Source organism: Tunturibacter psychrotolerans (genome assembly GCF_040359615.1).
Lineage (GTDB): Bacteria > Acidobacteriota > Terriglobia > Terriglobales > Acidobacteriaceae > Edaphobacter > Edaphobacter psychrotolerans.
The window spans coordinates 3,080,771-3,095,632 of the sequence record NZ_CP132942.1; the positions used below are offsets into that span (position 1 = coordinate 3,080,771).

15 protein-coding genes are annotated in these 14,862 nt (G+C 54.5%); 1 reads left to right on the forward strand and 14 read right to left on the reverse strand.

Translation table 11 applies throughout. The annotated features are described in order from the left end of the window. Nucleotides 1-109: 109 nt before the first annotated feature. Nucleotides 110-1,711, reverse strand: a complete 1,602-nt coding sequence (locus RBB77_RS12755) for an ArnT family glycosyltransferase (RefSeq protein WP_353062136.1) — start codon at nucleotides 1,709-1,711, stop codon at nucleotides 110-112. Nucleotides 1,712-2,132: 421 nt separating this feature from the next. Here RBB77_RS12755 and RBB77_RS12760 point away from each other — a divergent pair, with 421 nt between their 5' ends. Beyond that, the gene (locus RBB77_RS12760; RefSeq protein ID WP_353062137.1) at nucleotides 2,133-2,495 is read left to right on the forward strand and encodes a ParB/RepB/Spo0J family partition protein; all 363 of its coding nucleotides are present in this window, start codon (nucleotides 2,133-2,135) and stop codon (nucleotides 2,493-2,495) included. Here the strand turns inward: RBB77_RS12760 and RBB77_RS12765 are convergent. The 13 genes from RBB77_RS12765 to RBB77_RS12825 form a co-directional block, all read right to left on the reverse strand. Next, complete coding sequence (locus tag RBB77_RS12765; protein ID WP_353062138.1) at nucleotides 2,443-2,955, reverse strand: DUF2955 domain-containing protein; 513 nt, start codon at nucleotides 2,953-2,955, stop codon at nucleotides 2,443-2,445. The genes RBB77_RS12760 and RBB77_RS12765 overlap by 53 nt on opposite strands. Before the next feature lie 2 nt (nucleotides 2,956-2,957). After that, nucleotides 2,958-4,172 (reverse strand): biotin/lipoyl-binding protein, encoded by a 1,215-nt coding sequence (locus tag RBB77_RS12770; protein ID WP_353062139.1) that lies wholly within the window; start codon nucleotides 4,170-4,172, stop codon nucleotides 2,958-2,960. Between the two features lie 12 nt (nucleotides 4,173-4,184). Next, nucleotides 4,185-4,454, reverse strand: a complete 270-nt coding sequence (locus tag RBB77_RS12775) for a YtcA family lipoprotein (protein WP_353062140.1) — start codon at nucleotides 4,452-4,454, stop codon at nucleotides 4,185-4,187. Continuing rightward, nucleotides 4,451-5,884: a TolC family protein gene (locus RBB77_RS12780; protein ID WP_353062141.1), complete on the reverse strand. Its 1,434-nt coding sequence runs from the start codon at nucleotides 5,882-5,884 to the stop codon at nucleotides 4,451-4,453. The genes RBB77_RS12775 and RBB77_RS12780 overlap by 4 nt, the downstream gene beginning before the upstream one ends. A gap of 165 nt (nucleotides 5,885-6,049) precedes the next feature. Continuing rightward, nucleotides 6,050-6,706: a YoaK family protein gene (locus RBB77_RS12785; RefSeq protein WP_353062142.1), complete on the reverse strand. Its 657-nt coding sequence runs from the start codon at nucleotides 6,704-6,706 to the stop codon at nucleotides 6,050-6,052. A 17-nt stretch (nucleotides 6,707-6,723) separates the two neighbouring features. Further along, on the reverse strand, nucleotides 6,724-7,359 hold the full coding sequence (locus tag RBB77_RS12790) for a LutC/YkgG family protein (RefSeq protein WP_353062143.1): 636 nt from the start codon (nucleotides 7,357-7,359) through the stop codon (nucleotides 6,724-6,726). A gap of 1 nt (nucleotide 7,360) precedes the next feature. Beyond that, nucleotides 7,361-7,642: a lactate utilisation protein LutB domain-containing protein gene (locus RBB77_RS12795; protein WP_353062144.1), complete on the reverse strand. Its 282-nt coding sequence runs from the start codon at nucleotides 7,640-7,642 to the stop codon at nucleotides 7,361-7,363. A gap of 79 nt (nucleotides 7,643-7,721) precedes the next feature. Then, nucleotides 7,722-8,390 (reverse strand): LUD domain-containing protein, encoded by a 669-nt coding sequence (locus RBB77_RS12800; protein WP_353062145.1) that lies wholly within the window; start codon nucleotides 8,388-8,390, stop codon nucleotides 7,722-7,724. A gap of 370 nt (nucleotides 8,391-8,760) precedes the next feature. Further along, nucleotides 8,761-9,552, reverse strand: coding sequence for a (Fe-S)-binding protein (locus tag RBB77_RS12805; RefSeq protein ID WP_353062146.1), 792 nt, complete (start codon nucleotides 9,550-9,552; stop codon nucleotides 8,761-8,763). Between the two features lie 30 nt (nucleotides 9,553-9,582). After that, complete coding sequence (locus RBB77_RS12810) at nucleotides 9,583-10,272, reverse strand: FUSC family protein (protein ID WP_353062147.1); 690 nt, start codon at nucleotides 10,270-10,272, stop codon at nucleotides 9,583-9,585. Between the two features lie 22 nt (nucleotides 10,273-10,294). Next, complete coding sequence (locus RBB77_RS12815; RefSeq protein ID WP_353062148.1) at nucleotides 10,295-12,031, reverse strand: NAD-dependent malic enzyme; 1,737 nt, start codon at nucleotides 12,029-12,031, stop codon at nucleotides 10,295-10,297. A gap of 15 nt (nucleotides 12,032-12,046) precedes the next feature. Next, nucleotides 12,047-13,477 (reverse strand): class II fumarate hydratase, encoded by a 1,431-nt coding sequence (fumC, locus tag RBB77_RS12820; protein ID WP_353062149.1) that lies wholly within the window; start codon nucleotides 13,475-13,477, stop codon nucleotides 12,047-12,049. 175 nt (nucleotides 13,478-13,652) lie between these two features. After that, nucleotides 13,653-14,129 (reverse strand): nuclear transport factor 2 family protein, encoded by a 477-nt coding sequence (locus tag RBB77_RS12825; RefSeq protein ID WP_353062150.1) that lies wholly within the window; start codon nucleotides 14,127-14,129, stop codon nucleotides 13,653-13,655. Between the last annotated feature and the right edge of the window lie 733 nt (nucleotides 14,130-14,862).

The following is a 14,862-nucleotide window of genomic DNA, read 5'->3' on the forward strand; positions in this document are numbered from 1 at the left end:
CTGAGCGACGATTTTAGTAACTGAGAGTGCTGAAAGAAAATGTTTTTCGAAGTGCATCTTCGGGAGCCAGAGAATTCTCATGTTTGAGAATTACCACTCGGCGGACTGATCAAGGAACTGTCTTGAATCCATTTCTGTGCCAAACCTGGTCGCCGTCAGGAAAGGTGTGTTCTTCACTGTACTGACTGTGCAAATAAGCGCGAAGAGGGACGACATGGTCTTTCGGACGGACGGAAAGGTTATCCATCGAGCCCAATCTCGCGGCCCAGAGTACATAAGGTACTTGCTTTACTTCGAGCTGCTGAATTGTCAACGCAACTTCGTCAGTTGGCGTCCCATCGGCAGGATATATCTGGTCAACAAACATTGGATTGCGCAGTTGTAGGGGTAGATACATTGCTGGCCACGCCGCCTGAAAGAGAAATTGCCCGGGTCTCGTATGTTCGGTCATCCAATGCAGCTTCTCATAGGCTTGCTCTCCTGTGGCGACCTCTCCTGACGGCAAGTGAATCTTCCTGGGCTGAAGCTTGTGAGCGGAAATCGTTTGCCAAACCGCGAGAGCACTTATGGCGATCCACATCACGGCAACGGCATATGGCCGCATCATTCTTGTTTGTTCTAGATGCCAGACAAGGAGGACGATACCCGCGAGTGAAATTGAGTAGAGCCGGAGAAAGTTCAGATTGAAGGCAACTTCCACCATTAGGAAGAAGCCGACTAAGGACATGAGTGTGATCTGTTCCCAAGGAAATGCGGCAGGACGACGTTCGCGCCAGCAACGCCACAGGGTTAGAAGATAGACGACGGGAAGAAAAAGATAGACAAGTACAGCCTGGCCAAATCTGGGCAGATCGCGCCAAGACGAAATCCCCGGCAAACCCATCATCCCTGGCCTCATTGGGATTACGTGTTTCCCAACATAGATGATCTGATAGTACCAAAGCTGTTTCCATCCAATCGTGGCGATGAATGGTGCGGCAAGCAGCAGGAGTGTGACCGTATAGCCCAGAGACAGCCACCACATCTTCTGAAGAAGATGTAGCCAGGGCTGATGCTCTCGCGAACGTCTCCAGAAGAAAAAGACTGCGAACGCAAGGTATGCCACCGCTCCATGAGTTTGGGTAAAGAACGACGCCACGCCTAGTAGCGTGCCCGAAATAACAATTCTCGCGAAGGTAGCATTTCTGGTGTAAATCTTGACCGCACCCATGATCGCGAACGCACTAAAAAGATGATGGGTGCCATCCAACAACTTGCCATAGATTAGGACGAGAAACAGAGCTGTAGTCAGCACAGCGGACCGGCGCTCTACGACCTCGCTCGCCAATACGAAACACAACCAGCAGCTGGCTATTCCAAGAACAAGCACAACACAGTTTGTGGTCCATAAGCTCAGTCCGAACTGCTTGAATAGGGCAAGATAAATGAGGTCCGTGCCCGGGGGCGTGAACTGGAAGAAATCCTGATAGATCCGACCGCCGTCGAGCATCCGTTCTGCATCCATCCAGAAGTAGACCTGATCGTCGCCCAACAGAAAGGGGGTATCGGGAAGGGAGAAAAGGTTGAGGTAGAGGTAGACTGCGACTCCCAGCAGTAGAAAAATGACGCGCGAATTACTACCTCGCCCGATTGCGGGTTCCTTCTTCACAGTGATTCGAGGGGCATTCGTGTTCAGCGACAAGCCTGGAAGCGAAACGATGGCAAAGCGCATGTTCAAAACTCGGTGTCGAACGAATTTACTGGACGTTACGCTTCCGTAAACTCGACGACTCCCGTTTTATTCCCGATTTCCGAATGGCTTCTTAAAACCCTCGTGTGACATCGGCAAAAGTGGGTTGCCTGTGACGGTAGAATGCTTGGTGGAAAATGGAGAGGATGGCACCAGCGAGGCGTACACGTCGAACACCCTCTGTGGTTGCCTTATAGAGCAATTTGGCAATCAAGGGCTGAGCGCCCCCCCAACATCTGGCGAACGTATCTCGCCGCCTTTTCGGACAAGTGCATTCTTGGCTAGTCCGCTCCCTTGGAGCGGACAGTCCGACCGCGCCGCTCTACGACTTCCACGCCCAACCACGCTCGAAAGGAGCCTCGCGTCATGGAAACCACCGTCATCAACGCTACCGAGTATCGCAATGTTCTCGCTGTCCTTATTGAGTGAATCGAAAACCAACCCGCGCCGTATCTTTGAGGACGCCGCCCTTAAGGAACTCTCCGAAAGTATCCGCACCCGGGGCGTTCTCTCGCCGTTACTGGTTCGGCCCCTTACCGAGAATGGCTTCGACATCGTCGCAGGAGCGCGGCGGTATCGGGCAGCGCAGATGGCAGAGGTCGATACGGTGCCCATCCGCATCGTCAACATGAACGACGCGCAAGCCTTAGAAGCGCAGTTGGTCGAAAACCTGATTCGCGCCGACGTTCATCCGATGGAGGAAGCACAGGGATTTAAGGCATTGCTGGATTTGGAAGACCCGGCCTACTCGATTGAGCAGATCTGAGTTCGCCGGAGATATGTTGATCCCAGAGGGGAACAGTTATCACAATCAGATAGCCAATTGCGGTGGCGGCGGCGCTGTCTGTCATGGCGCTAATCGCGTAGAACGTTATGAACATTGCCCCGAACACCCACAGCAACCGCACCGCTGGGTCGTTCACAAAGAGCGTTGCGCCGATCAGCACACCAATAGCTCCTAGAGAATAGGAGACGATTCTCGTTATTGCAGTCTTCACGGTTGTCCTCGTGTTTTCACGGGAGATCGAGAGTGCGTAAACAGCGCAATACGCTCCGTAGGGAAGCCGAAACGTCATGGTAATGAGCATGGCGAGAGTTGCAGCAGTGACCATACGACCCACTAATGCGGCTCTTCCTGGATAGGGCACAAGTTCCTCTTTGAGAAACTCCCAGATCCAACCCGATTGTCGAGTTGAATTCGGTACGTTTTGAGCGAAGGTTGCCATCTTCAATACCCACGAATTTCGACAAATGCCGACTCACCTACTCGAAACAATTCGGGAGGGGGATTCTGGACGCGGACACGGACCGGAAATCGCGATGCCAGGTGCACCCAGTTGAGGGTTCGCTGTGCGTCAGGAAGTCCCGGCTCCAAACGGCCAAAGACGTCAGGATCGGGAGTAGTGCCAAAACCGATACTGTCCACCATTCCGGAAAAGCGAATCTTCGGCTTCGACGGCAGAAACACATCTGCTCGCATGCCAGGCACGATATGCTCCAGCGTACCCTCGCGAAAATTGCCGATTGCCCACCACGTGCGCGCATCGATCAGTGTAAAAATCTGCTGCCCAACATGCGCGTAGGCGCCTTCCGAGATCGTAAGGTTGGTCACGCGCGTATCGAATGGTGCGTATACCCGGCAATTGCTGAGATTGTAGCGGGCAGTTTCTACCCCCGATGTGCGGGCGCCACGCTGGTTGATAAGCGGTTCGAGCGTGGTCACGGCATGTATCGATTGCTCATGCTGGGCATGACTCTCTTCCAGAACCGCCTTGGAGTGTTCGTACTGCGCTAAGGTCGACTTCAATCCTGCCTGCGAGAGCAGCAGTTGTGACTGCGCTTGCTTCAGGGCTTCTGCTTGAGCAACCTCCGATGTTCGCGCTCTGTCGACTTGATCTACAGTGACGAACTGTTTTGCCAGCAGGGGCTCAATCCTATGCAAATTGTTGTTTGTGTATGTCCACTCTGCTCTGGCCCGGTTCACGCCCTGCTCTGCGTTTGCCACGTCTGCGCGGTCCTGCTCGATAGCCGCTGCCCACCGTTCAATGTCCGCTTGCGAGCTATGAATATTAGCCTGTGAAATGGAAACGCCGCTTACCAGTGCCGCGATCTTTCGCTGCTCGTCCTCAATTTGTCCTTCGAGGGCAGCTTGATCAGACAGGGCTTTTTCGAGAGCGTACTCGTAGGGTCGGTCATCGATTTCGAACAATAGCTCGCCTTTCTTAACGAACTGGTTATCGCGCACGTTCAGCCGGGTGATCGGTCCTTCTACTTGCGGCGCAATACCAATAAAATTCGCAAAGACCTCGGCATCGTCGGTTCGTGGATAGTAGATCGACCTGTAGAGCACTCCAACACCCAACGCAACAGCGGCTACCACAATGCCAATACTGATTAGGCAGCTAAGCCGCTCTCTAACCCTCGGATTTGAATCGATCTTCATATTGGTGCCTCGCTAGCGAAAGAAGATGAGCCACAATGCGAATGCAAAAGCGGCGGTCAGGCTCGGATAAATCAAAATCTGCGGAGCGACCGCAACGCGTAAGCGCTGAAAAAGCCATCGGGTGAGAACTGTGAGCAGGATTGACGCCGCCAAGCAAAATAACCACGCCGGGAAAAACGAACCCACGACGTCAAAGGTAGGGGCTCGTCCGCAACCCGTAAGCAGAAGCGAAGTAAGCATTGAGCCGTACTTCGTAACGCGACTGCCTCGAGGGCAATTCATGGCTTGGGTCTCCTAGCCTTCGGTTGCTTCAGATCTCCGGTCTCGAAGACCAGTTCTGCCAGACTGGAGAGGATTTGTCCACGCGCCAACATATCAGCAGAGCGAGCATGTGCCAGTGATGCCTGGGCGGCCGTTACGTCAAGTAGGTCGCGGACACCATCGTTGTAGGATTCCAACGCGGCGGCATACGATTGATTGGCAGGGCCGAGAAGAGCGGCAGCAGCTTGCCGTTGGCCAAGCGCGGTTTCCAAATTGGAATAGGCTTTCCAGATTTCGTCCGCAATGTTGTCTCCGGCTACGCTCACGCTTGCTTCAGCCCCACGCAGGTTTGCTTGCGCCTGTGCCAAATGATTTTTCCGTGCGCCGGCATCAAACAAAGCCCATCTCAGGTTCAACTCAAGCTCACCCGTCAAGCCCCCGGTGTGAGCCCACGGAAGCTGCTGCTGCAAGCCATACAACGACTGCGCGTTGGGAGTAGCGGTGACAGAAAGCGCAGGATAAAAGCTAGCGCGTGCCTCCTTAACGCTTGCGTTTGCTCTTCGAACTTCAGTCACTTGCTGCATAAGATCTGGCCGTTGTTCGAATGATCGCTCCATTGCTTGGTCAACGGAATCGTCAAGTGTTTCGGTTATGGGAAGTTCGTCGATGGGCTGAACCCGAATTGCATCGGTAGGGCGAGTCCCCAGCGCACTTGCCAAGTCTCCACGAGTGTTCTTCTCAACCCCAAGAGCCGCTTGCAGATCGTATTGCGCTTGCGCGGCTGCGCCTCGCGCCTCAAGTACATCTGGCAAAGTCGCGAGACCGCTGTTGAGACGATCCTCGGCTGCTTGCTGAACGGTCTGAGCATTCTTGAGACTTGCTCGAGCAGCCTCGACCTGACCAATCGCGTTGAGCAATCGGTCATAAGCTTCGGTCACTTCATAGATGATTTTTCGATGTGTGTCGTTGAACGCGAAGTTGGCCGCGAGTAAGTCCGATCTCGCTGCGGCAATGCGACCGGCACGCCCTCCGAAGTCGAATATTGTGTAGTTCAGATCCAAGGCTCCACTAAAAGACTGAACAGTCTGGCGATCAAACTGATTTCCGAAAAGAACTTCCGAGCGATTTGTCTGGGAGAGCGCCACAGCTGCGACAGTTGGGTACAGTTCGCTGCGTGCCACTCCCAGAGCTGCCATCTGAGCGCGGGCCGCCTGCCACGCAACACGAGTTGCTGGATTGTGTTCCTCGGCCAAGTTAACCAATTCCGACAATGTGTAAGTTTGATCTTGTTGAAGGCTGAATCCGGAGCTAACAAGCTGCTTTGCAAAGTCTTCAATTTCTCGCTCTCCGGCGAATTGGGCAGGGTGGTCAGGTGAGGCCGGAGCACTTTGGGCAAACACACCTCCGGTAAGAAGAATGAAGCTGAGCGGAACTGTAGTCCAAATGCTCATTCAGCACCGTGATCAGGGCGGTCGGACGAAGAGAAACAAGGCAGAGTCGTGAGATAGATTGGTTTTGGATTTGAGCACCTCCTTTTCCCGGTTGTGATGGGTTCGCCAAGCAGAGAGCCCACCAAACTGAGCGATTGTTTGTGTTGTAGAGAGCTCTAAGAACGGCTAGTGGACACTCCGCTCATTCACTTCCTCAAAAAGTTTGTGAATATCGCGATAGTCGACGTGAACTCCGACGAGCACGGGGCCGGGTGTGTCAAAGGCCTGCTTAAGCACAGAGCCGATATGGTCCGGAGACGGAATCATATGAACGCTGATGCCTCCTGTGCGCTGAAATGCTCCGTTTTGGATCCCAAGAGCCAGCGACACGCAGATTATGAAGATCTCCACTCGTGGGGCCACGCGAACTGCTAACGCCAGGTAGGCGGCACTCGTTAGAATGACTTCAATACCGAGCACAGTGGGGAGCGTTTTCAGGAACGGGCGTGTGATAAGAATTCGTTCGATCACCACGCTTGAGACAACTCCAACTAAAAAGAACAAAACGGCTGAAAGATGTTCCGCCAAGGACTTCCATTCGTGAGCAGCGATAGCGATCGCTGCTAATAGCAGGCTGCCGGTTACATGCCCAGTGAATGCTTTCGCGAGAATCACGCTGGCTGCGTCACCATATCCGCCGACAACAGCAAGCGCAAAATAGAGCCACGGTTCCGGCGGCTGAGTGTCGTAGGTCATGGAACCAACTCCTTTCGTCTTGGTGATGCTTAATCGGAAATGACGCAGCAAGGAATTGCGCTCGTCCACTACCGGCCCGGCTGACATGGATCCTTTTCCTTGTCTTAAGGTTCTGGCTGGGCCCTCAAAGCAGAGATTTGTGGAGGCGACAGGAAGAATATGTTCAAAGAGCGGGCTCCCTGAGCGCCATGTACCAGGGTTGCTTCGATATCCGCCGTCGCGGACGGACCCAACATGAAGCACCCGTATGACGTCTCATTGAGATCGACACGACGATAAGCATCATGCATGTCCCCCACAATCTGCTTCGGATCCAGCAGAACGATAAGATGTTGGGACAGCACAGCCAGAGCATCGACAACAAGATCTTCCTGCGTCAGCCAGATCGCCCGGGTCTCGGCAACACCAAACTGGGCGCGCACTATACAGACATCCACGTCCGCGAGTTCTTGCGGGTCGCGAACGTTCTCCACGCGGCGCATGCCGGCGATTTCGGGCACAGCCGAGCACACCACCTTCGCTCCGGGATGAAGTGTCATCAACATGGCCTCGGCTTCCACCACGGTTCCCACATCGTGAGCGATTCCTCCGGCTTGCTGGAGAAGTTGTTCAAACTCTGACTTGAGAGGCCGGCCCGATCGTTGGAAGACCGGAATCCGCGGATGCTCCACCTGTTGGTTCGGAATGTTGGAGCGGATCGCGCCCAAAATTGCTTCACGACTAAATTTGAACGTTGGCATGTTAGCTCCGATTTGCGAGATACCAGTCGCGGAAAGTTTGTTTCGCTATCTGCGGGAGTTCCCGGTCGCGTCCCCAGGGATTCAAGGAACGGTTGTACAAGAGGAAATGCGGGGCATAGTCCATTGCCGGTCCGGCAACTTTCTCGATAGCATGATATTCCTCAGGATGCCCTAGGACGTGTCCGGCAACAGCAAATGACAATTGTTTCGTCAGTGGCAGGTATCCTCGTTTTGCCATTACCCTGCGCCACTTGAAAATCTGATCACTGATGTCGATCTTCACTGGACAAACGTCTGTGCATGACCCGCACAAAGTCGAATGGAATGGCAGTTCGCTGTACTTGACCTCGTCAAAGGTCGGATCAAGGATGACGCCCAATGGGGCCTGAATAGATTGCGCCGTAAGCCAAGCCGCCACTACGGCGATAGACAGGGCAGGTGTTCATGCAAGCTCCGCAGCGGATGCACTTCAGTGAATGCCAGAAGTCCGGCATGCCAAGTCGGCGGCTTCGCCCATTGTCTACGAGCACGATATGCAGTTCTCCACCCTTTCTCGGTCCGGTAAAATGAGACGAGTATTGGGTGAGAGGAGTTCCTTCCGCACTCCGGGAGAGCAGCCGCAAAAATACACCTAGATCTTCCACTCGCGGTACAAGTTTCTCGATACCAATGCTTGCAATATGAAGGGGTGGTACGGACGCCCCGATATCAGCATTGCCTTCGTTGGTGCAAACCATAAAGGTTCCCGTCTCGGCAACCGCAAAATTTCCGCCAGTCATGCCTGCGTCCGCAGCGAGGAATCTGGGACGAGCGTTGTTTCTCATGACTTCCGTCAGGAAGTGCGGACCATCGTTCTCTGGATCAGTACCAACCGTGCGCGCGAAGACTCGGGCGACATCCTGCCGCGTCTTGTGGATCGCGGGAAACACAATATGGCTGGGTGGTTGGCCATCGAGTTGTTGGATTCGTTCTCCCAAATCCGATTCGATAACCTGATCCCGCGATTTTGTAAGAAGGACGCCATCTGGCACTCTTCCTGGAGCATCGACTTGCTCTTGATCAGTTCCTCAACGCCGTGATCTTGGAGGATGGAGTAATCGATCGCATTGTGTTCGGCTGCATCCAGAGCCCAGTGGACGTGTGCGCCGCGTTTTGTGGCATTCGCTTCGAACTCTTCTAAATAGTGATCGAGATGTGTGAGGGTATGCTCTTTGATCTTCGAAGCGATCTCGCGCAGTTCCTCCCATTCCGGGATGGCGGCCGCCTCCGCGTCGCGGCGCTGCATCGTTGCCCACAAGAAACGATCGTGCATCGGCTCGTGAATTTGATCGTGAAGAATGAATAGTTCGGCTGCCTTTGCCGGGTCAACCTGCTTCGCATTGCTCATATAGGACACTCCCCTCAGAATGGGCCGCCATTTAACACTTGCGCGACATGGACGTATTTCAGATCCAGTCCCGCGCGCCGTGCGATACCTTGCTGATGCATCAAGCACGACATGTCGGGTGATACTACATATTCAGCGCCATGGCGTAGATGATCGTGAGCCTTCTCCAGTCCCATTCGGGCGGAGACGGCTTCGTCCGTGACGCAGAAAGTGCCTCCGAAACCGCAGCAATCATCCGGCCGATCTACAGGTGCAAGCACCAGGCCCTTCACGTTCGAAAGCAAACGTGCTGTCTTGTCGAATGGAACACCCATAATTTCGGGTGGCTTGGCGATTCCGAGGCCGCGGATGGAGCTACAACTATTGTGTATTGCGACCGAGTGTTGGAACTCCGCCCAAGGAAACGAGGTGACTTGCAAAATGTCGTGCAGGAATTCGACCAACTCGTAAGTGTGCTGGCGAATGTGCTTCACGTCGGGGGTCTGTTCAATGGCATCGAAGTGACAGCGGACCTGTTTGACGCAGCTTCCAGCGGGCCCGATGATGTGATCGTAGGGCTTGAAGTTCTCCACAAAAAGAAGTTCGGCGCTGGCAGCATTGACTTCATCTCCGCTGTTGGACATGGGCTGTCCGCAGCACGTCTGATTGAGTGGGTAACTCACATTGAGCCCGAATCGCTCCAGGAGCTGTAGAGTAGCTATCCCAACCTCTGGAAACATCATGTCGATGTAGCAGGGTATGAAGAGACCAATCCTTGTGTGTTTCGAAATCGTCCTTTGATTTGTTGCTTCGGTCTGTGTCGTCACTGTTATCTCTCCTTTCGACTCCGATATGACTCAGGCGCCACTGCGTCGCGAATTTGGCATCGACGCAATATTCAGGCTTATCCACGCGGCTGTAATGCCAACTCCGATCCCAACTGCGGTGTCGACTAAACGGAGAATGGGCTGTTTCCACGCATGTTGTGGGCTGATGCCGGCTACGACCATCACGACCGCGGTTGTGATCCCTGTTGTGATGATGTCTTCTGACCTGCCGAGCAGGGTCAGAGCTATCGCACCGATCCCGATCAACGTGGCCATGCCCCAGACGCGGAACGGGAAAATCAACAAATATGCCAGGCAAAGTACAAAGCTCAGCAGTGTTGCGGCCATACGCGATAAGGCAGCACGTACGCTCTGTTGATAACTCTCGCGATAAACAAAGATCGTTGCGGCCACGGCCCACATGCCTCCGAGGAGGTCGTCGTCCCGGGACACAAAATATGCTCGGGTAAGGATATGAGTGATCACGGCATAGCTAATAAAGCAGGAGATCGCCAGCGCGCATCCCGTGCCGACTGCCTGGCCCATGCCTATTGCTTTTGCGTCTTGTTTTCGTGTCGTTGCCATAACTCCATCCAAGTCGATCCAGGCGTAGGGCGCTCCTGTCATGGAAACGCGAGTACCCAAACAGCCGACGAGTGCAACCTTGTGCCGGGTGAGGACTTCGCGACCCAAATTGAGCGCGACGTCCCCGTCCTGCACCGAAGCGCGCTCCTGCTTACCTTTAGGCTACTTTCGTTGCTGTAGTTATTGCCGCATGGTATTCCGGCTTGTAGACATGTCTGCGGATGAACGCAACCATGTCGACCGGACAATCCACACGGGCCAGTCCCGCATCGAAGACGAGCTTGGCTACTCGTGCGGCTGTTTGAACCTCGACCTCCAGGATGTTCGACTGCGGCGGGAAGAGCATCCCCAGTTTCAACTGCTCTGGCGTTACCTGATCGGCGAGGGCATGCGCGGCCTCGATGAACATTTCATCCGTCACTCGCTTCGCGTTGGTGGCATAAATCGCCATGCCGACGGCGGGAAAAATGTACAAGTTGTTGGCCTGGGATGGCAGGTACGTCTGTCCGGCGAAGTGAACCGGCGGGAATTGCACACCGCCAGCGTAGACCACCTTTCCCTTGGACCAGGCGTATGCGTTCTGGGGCAGGCATTCGTGTTTCTCGATCGGATTGGAAAGGGCAAAGATGATCGGCCGCTCGTTGTGGCGCGACATAGACTCGACGACTTCCTGCGAGAACAGTTTGCCCACGGTGCTGACGCCGATGAGGATCGTCGGCTTGAAGTCCTCAATGACCGCGACAATCTGTGGCTGCTCCGCCGCCAGATCGAGATGATTGAAAGGTTTGCTGGGCGGCAGCTTGTGAGCGTAGGGTAGCTTGGCTGCGCCAAGACCCGGGCGCCCTGCGACTACCAGTCCGTGCGTGTCAAACATCCTGATCTGCTGGCCTGCCTTTTCGGCCACGATGCCTTGTTGGCCTAGTGCGGAGACAATCAAGTCCGCGAGGCCGATCGCGGCCGAGCCCGAGCCAAGAAAGAGAATCCGCTGGTCCTTGAGCTGGCCGCCGCTGATCTTGAGTGCGTTGATCAGCCCGGCGAGTGTGACTCCAGCGGTGCCCTGAATGTCGTCGTTGTAGCAGGAGACCTTGTTGCGGTAGCGGGCTAGCAGAGCGATTGCATCGACTCCGGTCCAGTCCTCGAAATGAATGCAGCAGTTGGGGAAGACCTCTTGAACTGATTCAACAAATTCGTCGACGAATGGATACAGCTCATCGCTCGAGGGCCGATGCCGCCGTAGACCGACGTAAAGAGGATCGTTGAGATAGGTCTCGTTGTTCGTGCCGGCGTCCAGGTACATTGGTAGCAGACCCTGTGGCGGCACACCCGCTGCCGCGGTATAGAGTTGCAACTTCCCAATCGGAATACCCATGCCGTTGGCGCCCAGGTCGCCCAGTCCCAGAATGCGGCCGGCATTGGTGACACAGATGAACCGGACGTCTTTGACCGACCAATTCTGCAGCACCTTCTTTACGCGCCCCTTGCGAGTTATCGATAGATACATTCCGTGCGGCCGACGCATGATGTGGTCGAATTTCAGGCAGGCTTCGCCGATCGTCGGGTCGTAGACGATCTCGAGGAAACGGGCCGGGTCCGACATCAGAGTGCGATAGAAAAGCGTCTCGTTCGTGTCGAGTAGATTCATCAGGTAAATGAATCGGTCAAGATCGGTGGCCTTCTCTTTCAACTGCAGCAAGACGCGGCTCATTTGAGCTTCGATCGATTCCGTCACGTCGGGTACGAGGCCAACGATGCCGAGCGATTGCTTTTCGGCCTCGGTGAAGCCGGTCATCTTGTTGAGCGATGGATCTTGAAGCACTTCGATTCCGTGCTTATTCGTGGTCATATTTGTCTCCTCCGTCGTGTAGGTTTCGAATTTAATGCCTGTGTGAGCCAAAAGTTGCGAACTTCATCAGCTAGCTTTCGCAACGTACGCGTGGACCATCTTCGCCGGGTCGACAACCTGATCGAACTCCTCCTCTGTGACAAACCCCAGCTTGAGTGCGGCTTGCTTTAGCGAGAGGTCGTTGTCCAGCGCGTAGTGCGCAATCTTCGAGGATTTGTCATAGCCAATTACAGGCGAGAGCGCGGTCACCAACATCAACGAACGGTCCACGTATTCCTTGATCTTCTTCAAATTGGGTCTTGTACCTTCGACCAGAAACTTTCGGAAGTTTATGCATCCATCGTTGAGTATCGTGATTGCGTGAGTCACATTGAAAATGATCAGAGGCTTGTAAACGTTCATCTCCAGGTAGCCCCCGGCGCCTCCAAAACCAACTGCTACATCGTTCGCTATCACTTGCACAGCGATCATCGTCAGTGCCTCGGCCTGAGTCGGATTGACCTTGCCCGGCATAATCGAAGAGCCTGGTTCATTTTCGGGGATCAACAATTCAGCAAAGCCTGCTCGTGGACCACATGACATGAGTCGGATATCATTTGCAGTCTTGTAGAGCGAGACAGCGAGGGTACGCAGCGTACCGGAGAGTTGAACGAGAGCATCGTGTGCCCCCTGCACGGCAAACTTGTTCGAGGCGCTGACGAAGGGAAGGCCGGTAAGCTTGGCGATCTCTGAGGCAGCTGCATCGCCAAATTCAGGGGCTGCATTGATGCCAGTTCCGACCGCTGTTCCGCCGAGTGCGAGGCTGTAAACGCCTTTCAGCGCATCCTCGATACGGTTCAGATTGTCACTTAACATGCCGGAGTAACCTGACCATTCCTGCCCAAGGGTGAGCGGAGTGGCGTCCTGCATGTGGGTACGTCCGATCTTCACGATGTCTTTCCACTCATCCGCCTTCGCGGCAATCGCATCCCGCAGGCCCTTTACCGCAGGTATCAGTCTTTCTTTCACGTTCACCGCCGCTGCAATGTTCATCGCGGTGGGAAATGAATCGTTCGACGACTGAGACATGTTGACGTGGTCGTTAGGATGAACGGGAGTCTTACTCCCGAGTTGTGTGCTTGCAAGCTGGCAGCACCGATTGGAGATCACTTCATTCACATTCATGTTGAATTGTGTTCCACTGCCTGTCATCCAAACGTGCAGGGGGAACATGTCGTGATGGTTGCCGGCCAAAATCTCATCGCAGACTTGAATGATTAAGTTGTACCGCTTATCGTCAAGACGATTGCCAGCATGGTTGGCATTCGCAGCGGCTTTCTTGAGCGTTGCGTAAGCGGTAATCATTTCGCGCGGGATCAGATCCTGCCCTATGCTGAAATGTTCAAGGGACCTTTGCGTCTGCGCTCCCCACAACGCGGTGGCCGGCACTTCGACTTCGCCGAGGCTATCGGTCTCCTTCCGAACGCTTAGCTGCTTTAATCCGTTAGTTGCATACATAGGTTCTCCTTTTTGATCTCTTGTGTGTGTTCGAGCGACAGAGTGTGCGTCGTTGAACTCTGGCGACTGCGAGATACGCTTCCGAGCTGGAAGATCGCCGTTATGACTCGACGCAACGATTCCAGTGGAAGCAAGATGTAGGCCACAAATCTTGCGGTGGTAACCTCAACGCCGATCAGAAACGGTCGGCCGTCATCTCGTCTCGTCTGTCTTGGAGGCAGCGGAAATGGGAGATCGGCGCAGCCGATCGGGTAATCGGATTCTCTTCGAACAGTCGGGCGGCCAGCGCCGAGTCGAGATGGGCACGAACTCGCACGATTAGGCCATTTCGGAAATAAACTACCCAGCAGTAGCGGTTGTCGAAGCGCATGCCGTTCTTGGCTGTCGCGAGAGAGTGAAGTTCAAATACCGCTACATCGTCCTTTACGAGCAAATCCTCCACATGGAGCTGCGCGCCCTGTGGGAGAACTTGGCCCAACTTGGCGAAGGTACCCTCCGTGAAAGCCTTCTTGCTACGGTAGTGGCCGGCGAGCGGATGGGTGCCCATCACTGCCCAGTCGACGTCGTCTGCTACCCGTTCGAAGAACGCGGCACCGTTGCCGTTCTCAAGTCCCTTGAAGATCTCGCGAACGCTCTCTGATGTAACTTCCATTTGAATCGCTCCTTAACCGTGGCCATCTATCTCGTGCGCTTTCGCATTTAGATATGCAGGAATCATGCCAATTGCTAAGGCATTGAAAAGAGACAGCGTCACCATCAGATTCATGCTTCAGACTCAGCAAAATGACGAACGCTCAGCGGAACGTGCCTGACTCAAGAACTCAGCAGCAACGGAGGGACTCACCTTTCGAGGTGCGTTGGTCTATTCAGGGAGGGAAAAGGGAATTGATGGCAGGGGCCGCTCGTTGGAAGCGAGAGCCGTCCCAATTAGACGTAGCTCCTGATTCTCAAGTGTCTTGATTTTCGATTTCAGGCATCGCAGTCGGGGAGGAGATGTTCCGTGGGGCGGGCAATCATGAGATAAGTCCCCTGCGCGGATCTCGAACTACTGGCGACCACGGCCGCCTGGGCCATCATCTTCGGGGCAGCGCGCAGGTGGTTTCAGACACCTGACCGTATTCCGGCTGAGGATATGGCTTCAAAGACTCACCCTTCGACAAACGCGACGCACATCTTGTGGCCATCGCCGGAAGCTGTGTCGATTGCCCCAAGCGGAGAGGGCACAACAAGCTTCTGTTTTCTAACCTCGGCAAGCAGGATGCTTGTAATGAACCAACCCAAGCTTTCAGGCGAAGGTGGATTCCCAGATCGCGGTCACCCTTGCCGCTTAGGCCCAAGCTCGTGAAAATCAGCACAGCCCATAGCAAGCCACAGGACGGCAGTCC

Coding starts and splice junctions, on each gene's coding strand:
- RBB77_RS12780 (WP_353062141.1), bottom strand. CDS start 5,884: ATGAGCATTTGGACTACAGTTCCGCTCAGCTTCATTCTTCTTACCGGA.
- RBB77_RS12785 (WP_353062142.1), bottom strand. CDS start 6,706: ATGTCAGCCGGGCCGGTAGTGGACGAGCGCAATTCCTTGCTGCGTCAT.
- RBB77_RS12770 (WP_353062139.1), bottom strand. CDS start 4,172: ATGAAGATCGATTCAAATCCGAGGGTTAGAGAGCGGCTTAGCTGCCTA.
- RBB77_RS12775 (WP_353062140.1), bottom strand. CDS start 4,454: ATGAATTGCCCTCGAGGCAGTCGCGTTACGAAGTACGGCTCAATGCTT.
- RBB77_RS12760 (WP_353062137.1), top strand. CDS start 2,133: ATGTTCTCGCTGTCCTTATTGAGTGAATCGAAAACCAACCCGCGCCGT.
- fumC (WP_353062149.1), bottom strand. CDS start 13,477: ATGTATGCAACTAACGGATTAAAGCAGCTAAGCGTTCGGAAGGAGACC.
- RBB77_RS12825 (WP_353062150.1), bottom strand. CDS start 14,129: ATGGAAGTTACATCAGAGAGCGTTCGCGAGATCTTCAAGGGACTTGAG.
- RBB77_RS12790 (WP_353062143.1), bottom strand. CDS start 7,359: ATGCCAACGTTCAAATTTAGTCGTGAAGCAATTTTGGGCGCGATCCGC.
- RBB77_RS12765 (WP_353062138.1), bottom strand. CDS start 2,955: ATGGCAACCTTCGCTCAAAACGTACCGAATTCAACTCGACAATCGGGT.
- RBB77_RS12755 (WP_353062136.1), bottom strand. CDS start 1,711: ATGCGCTTTGCCATCGTTTCGCTTCCAGGCTTGTCGCTGAACACGAAT.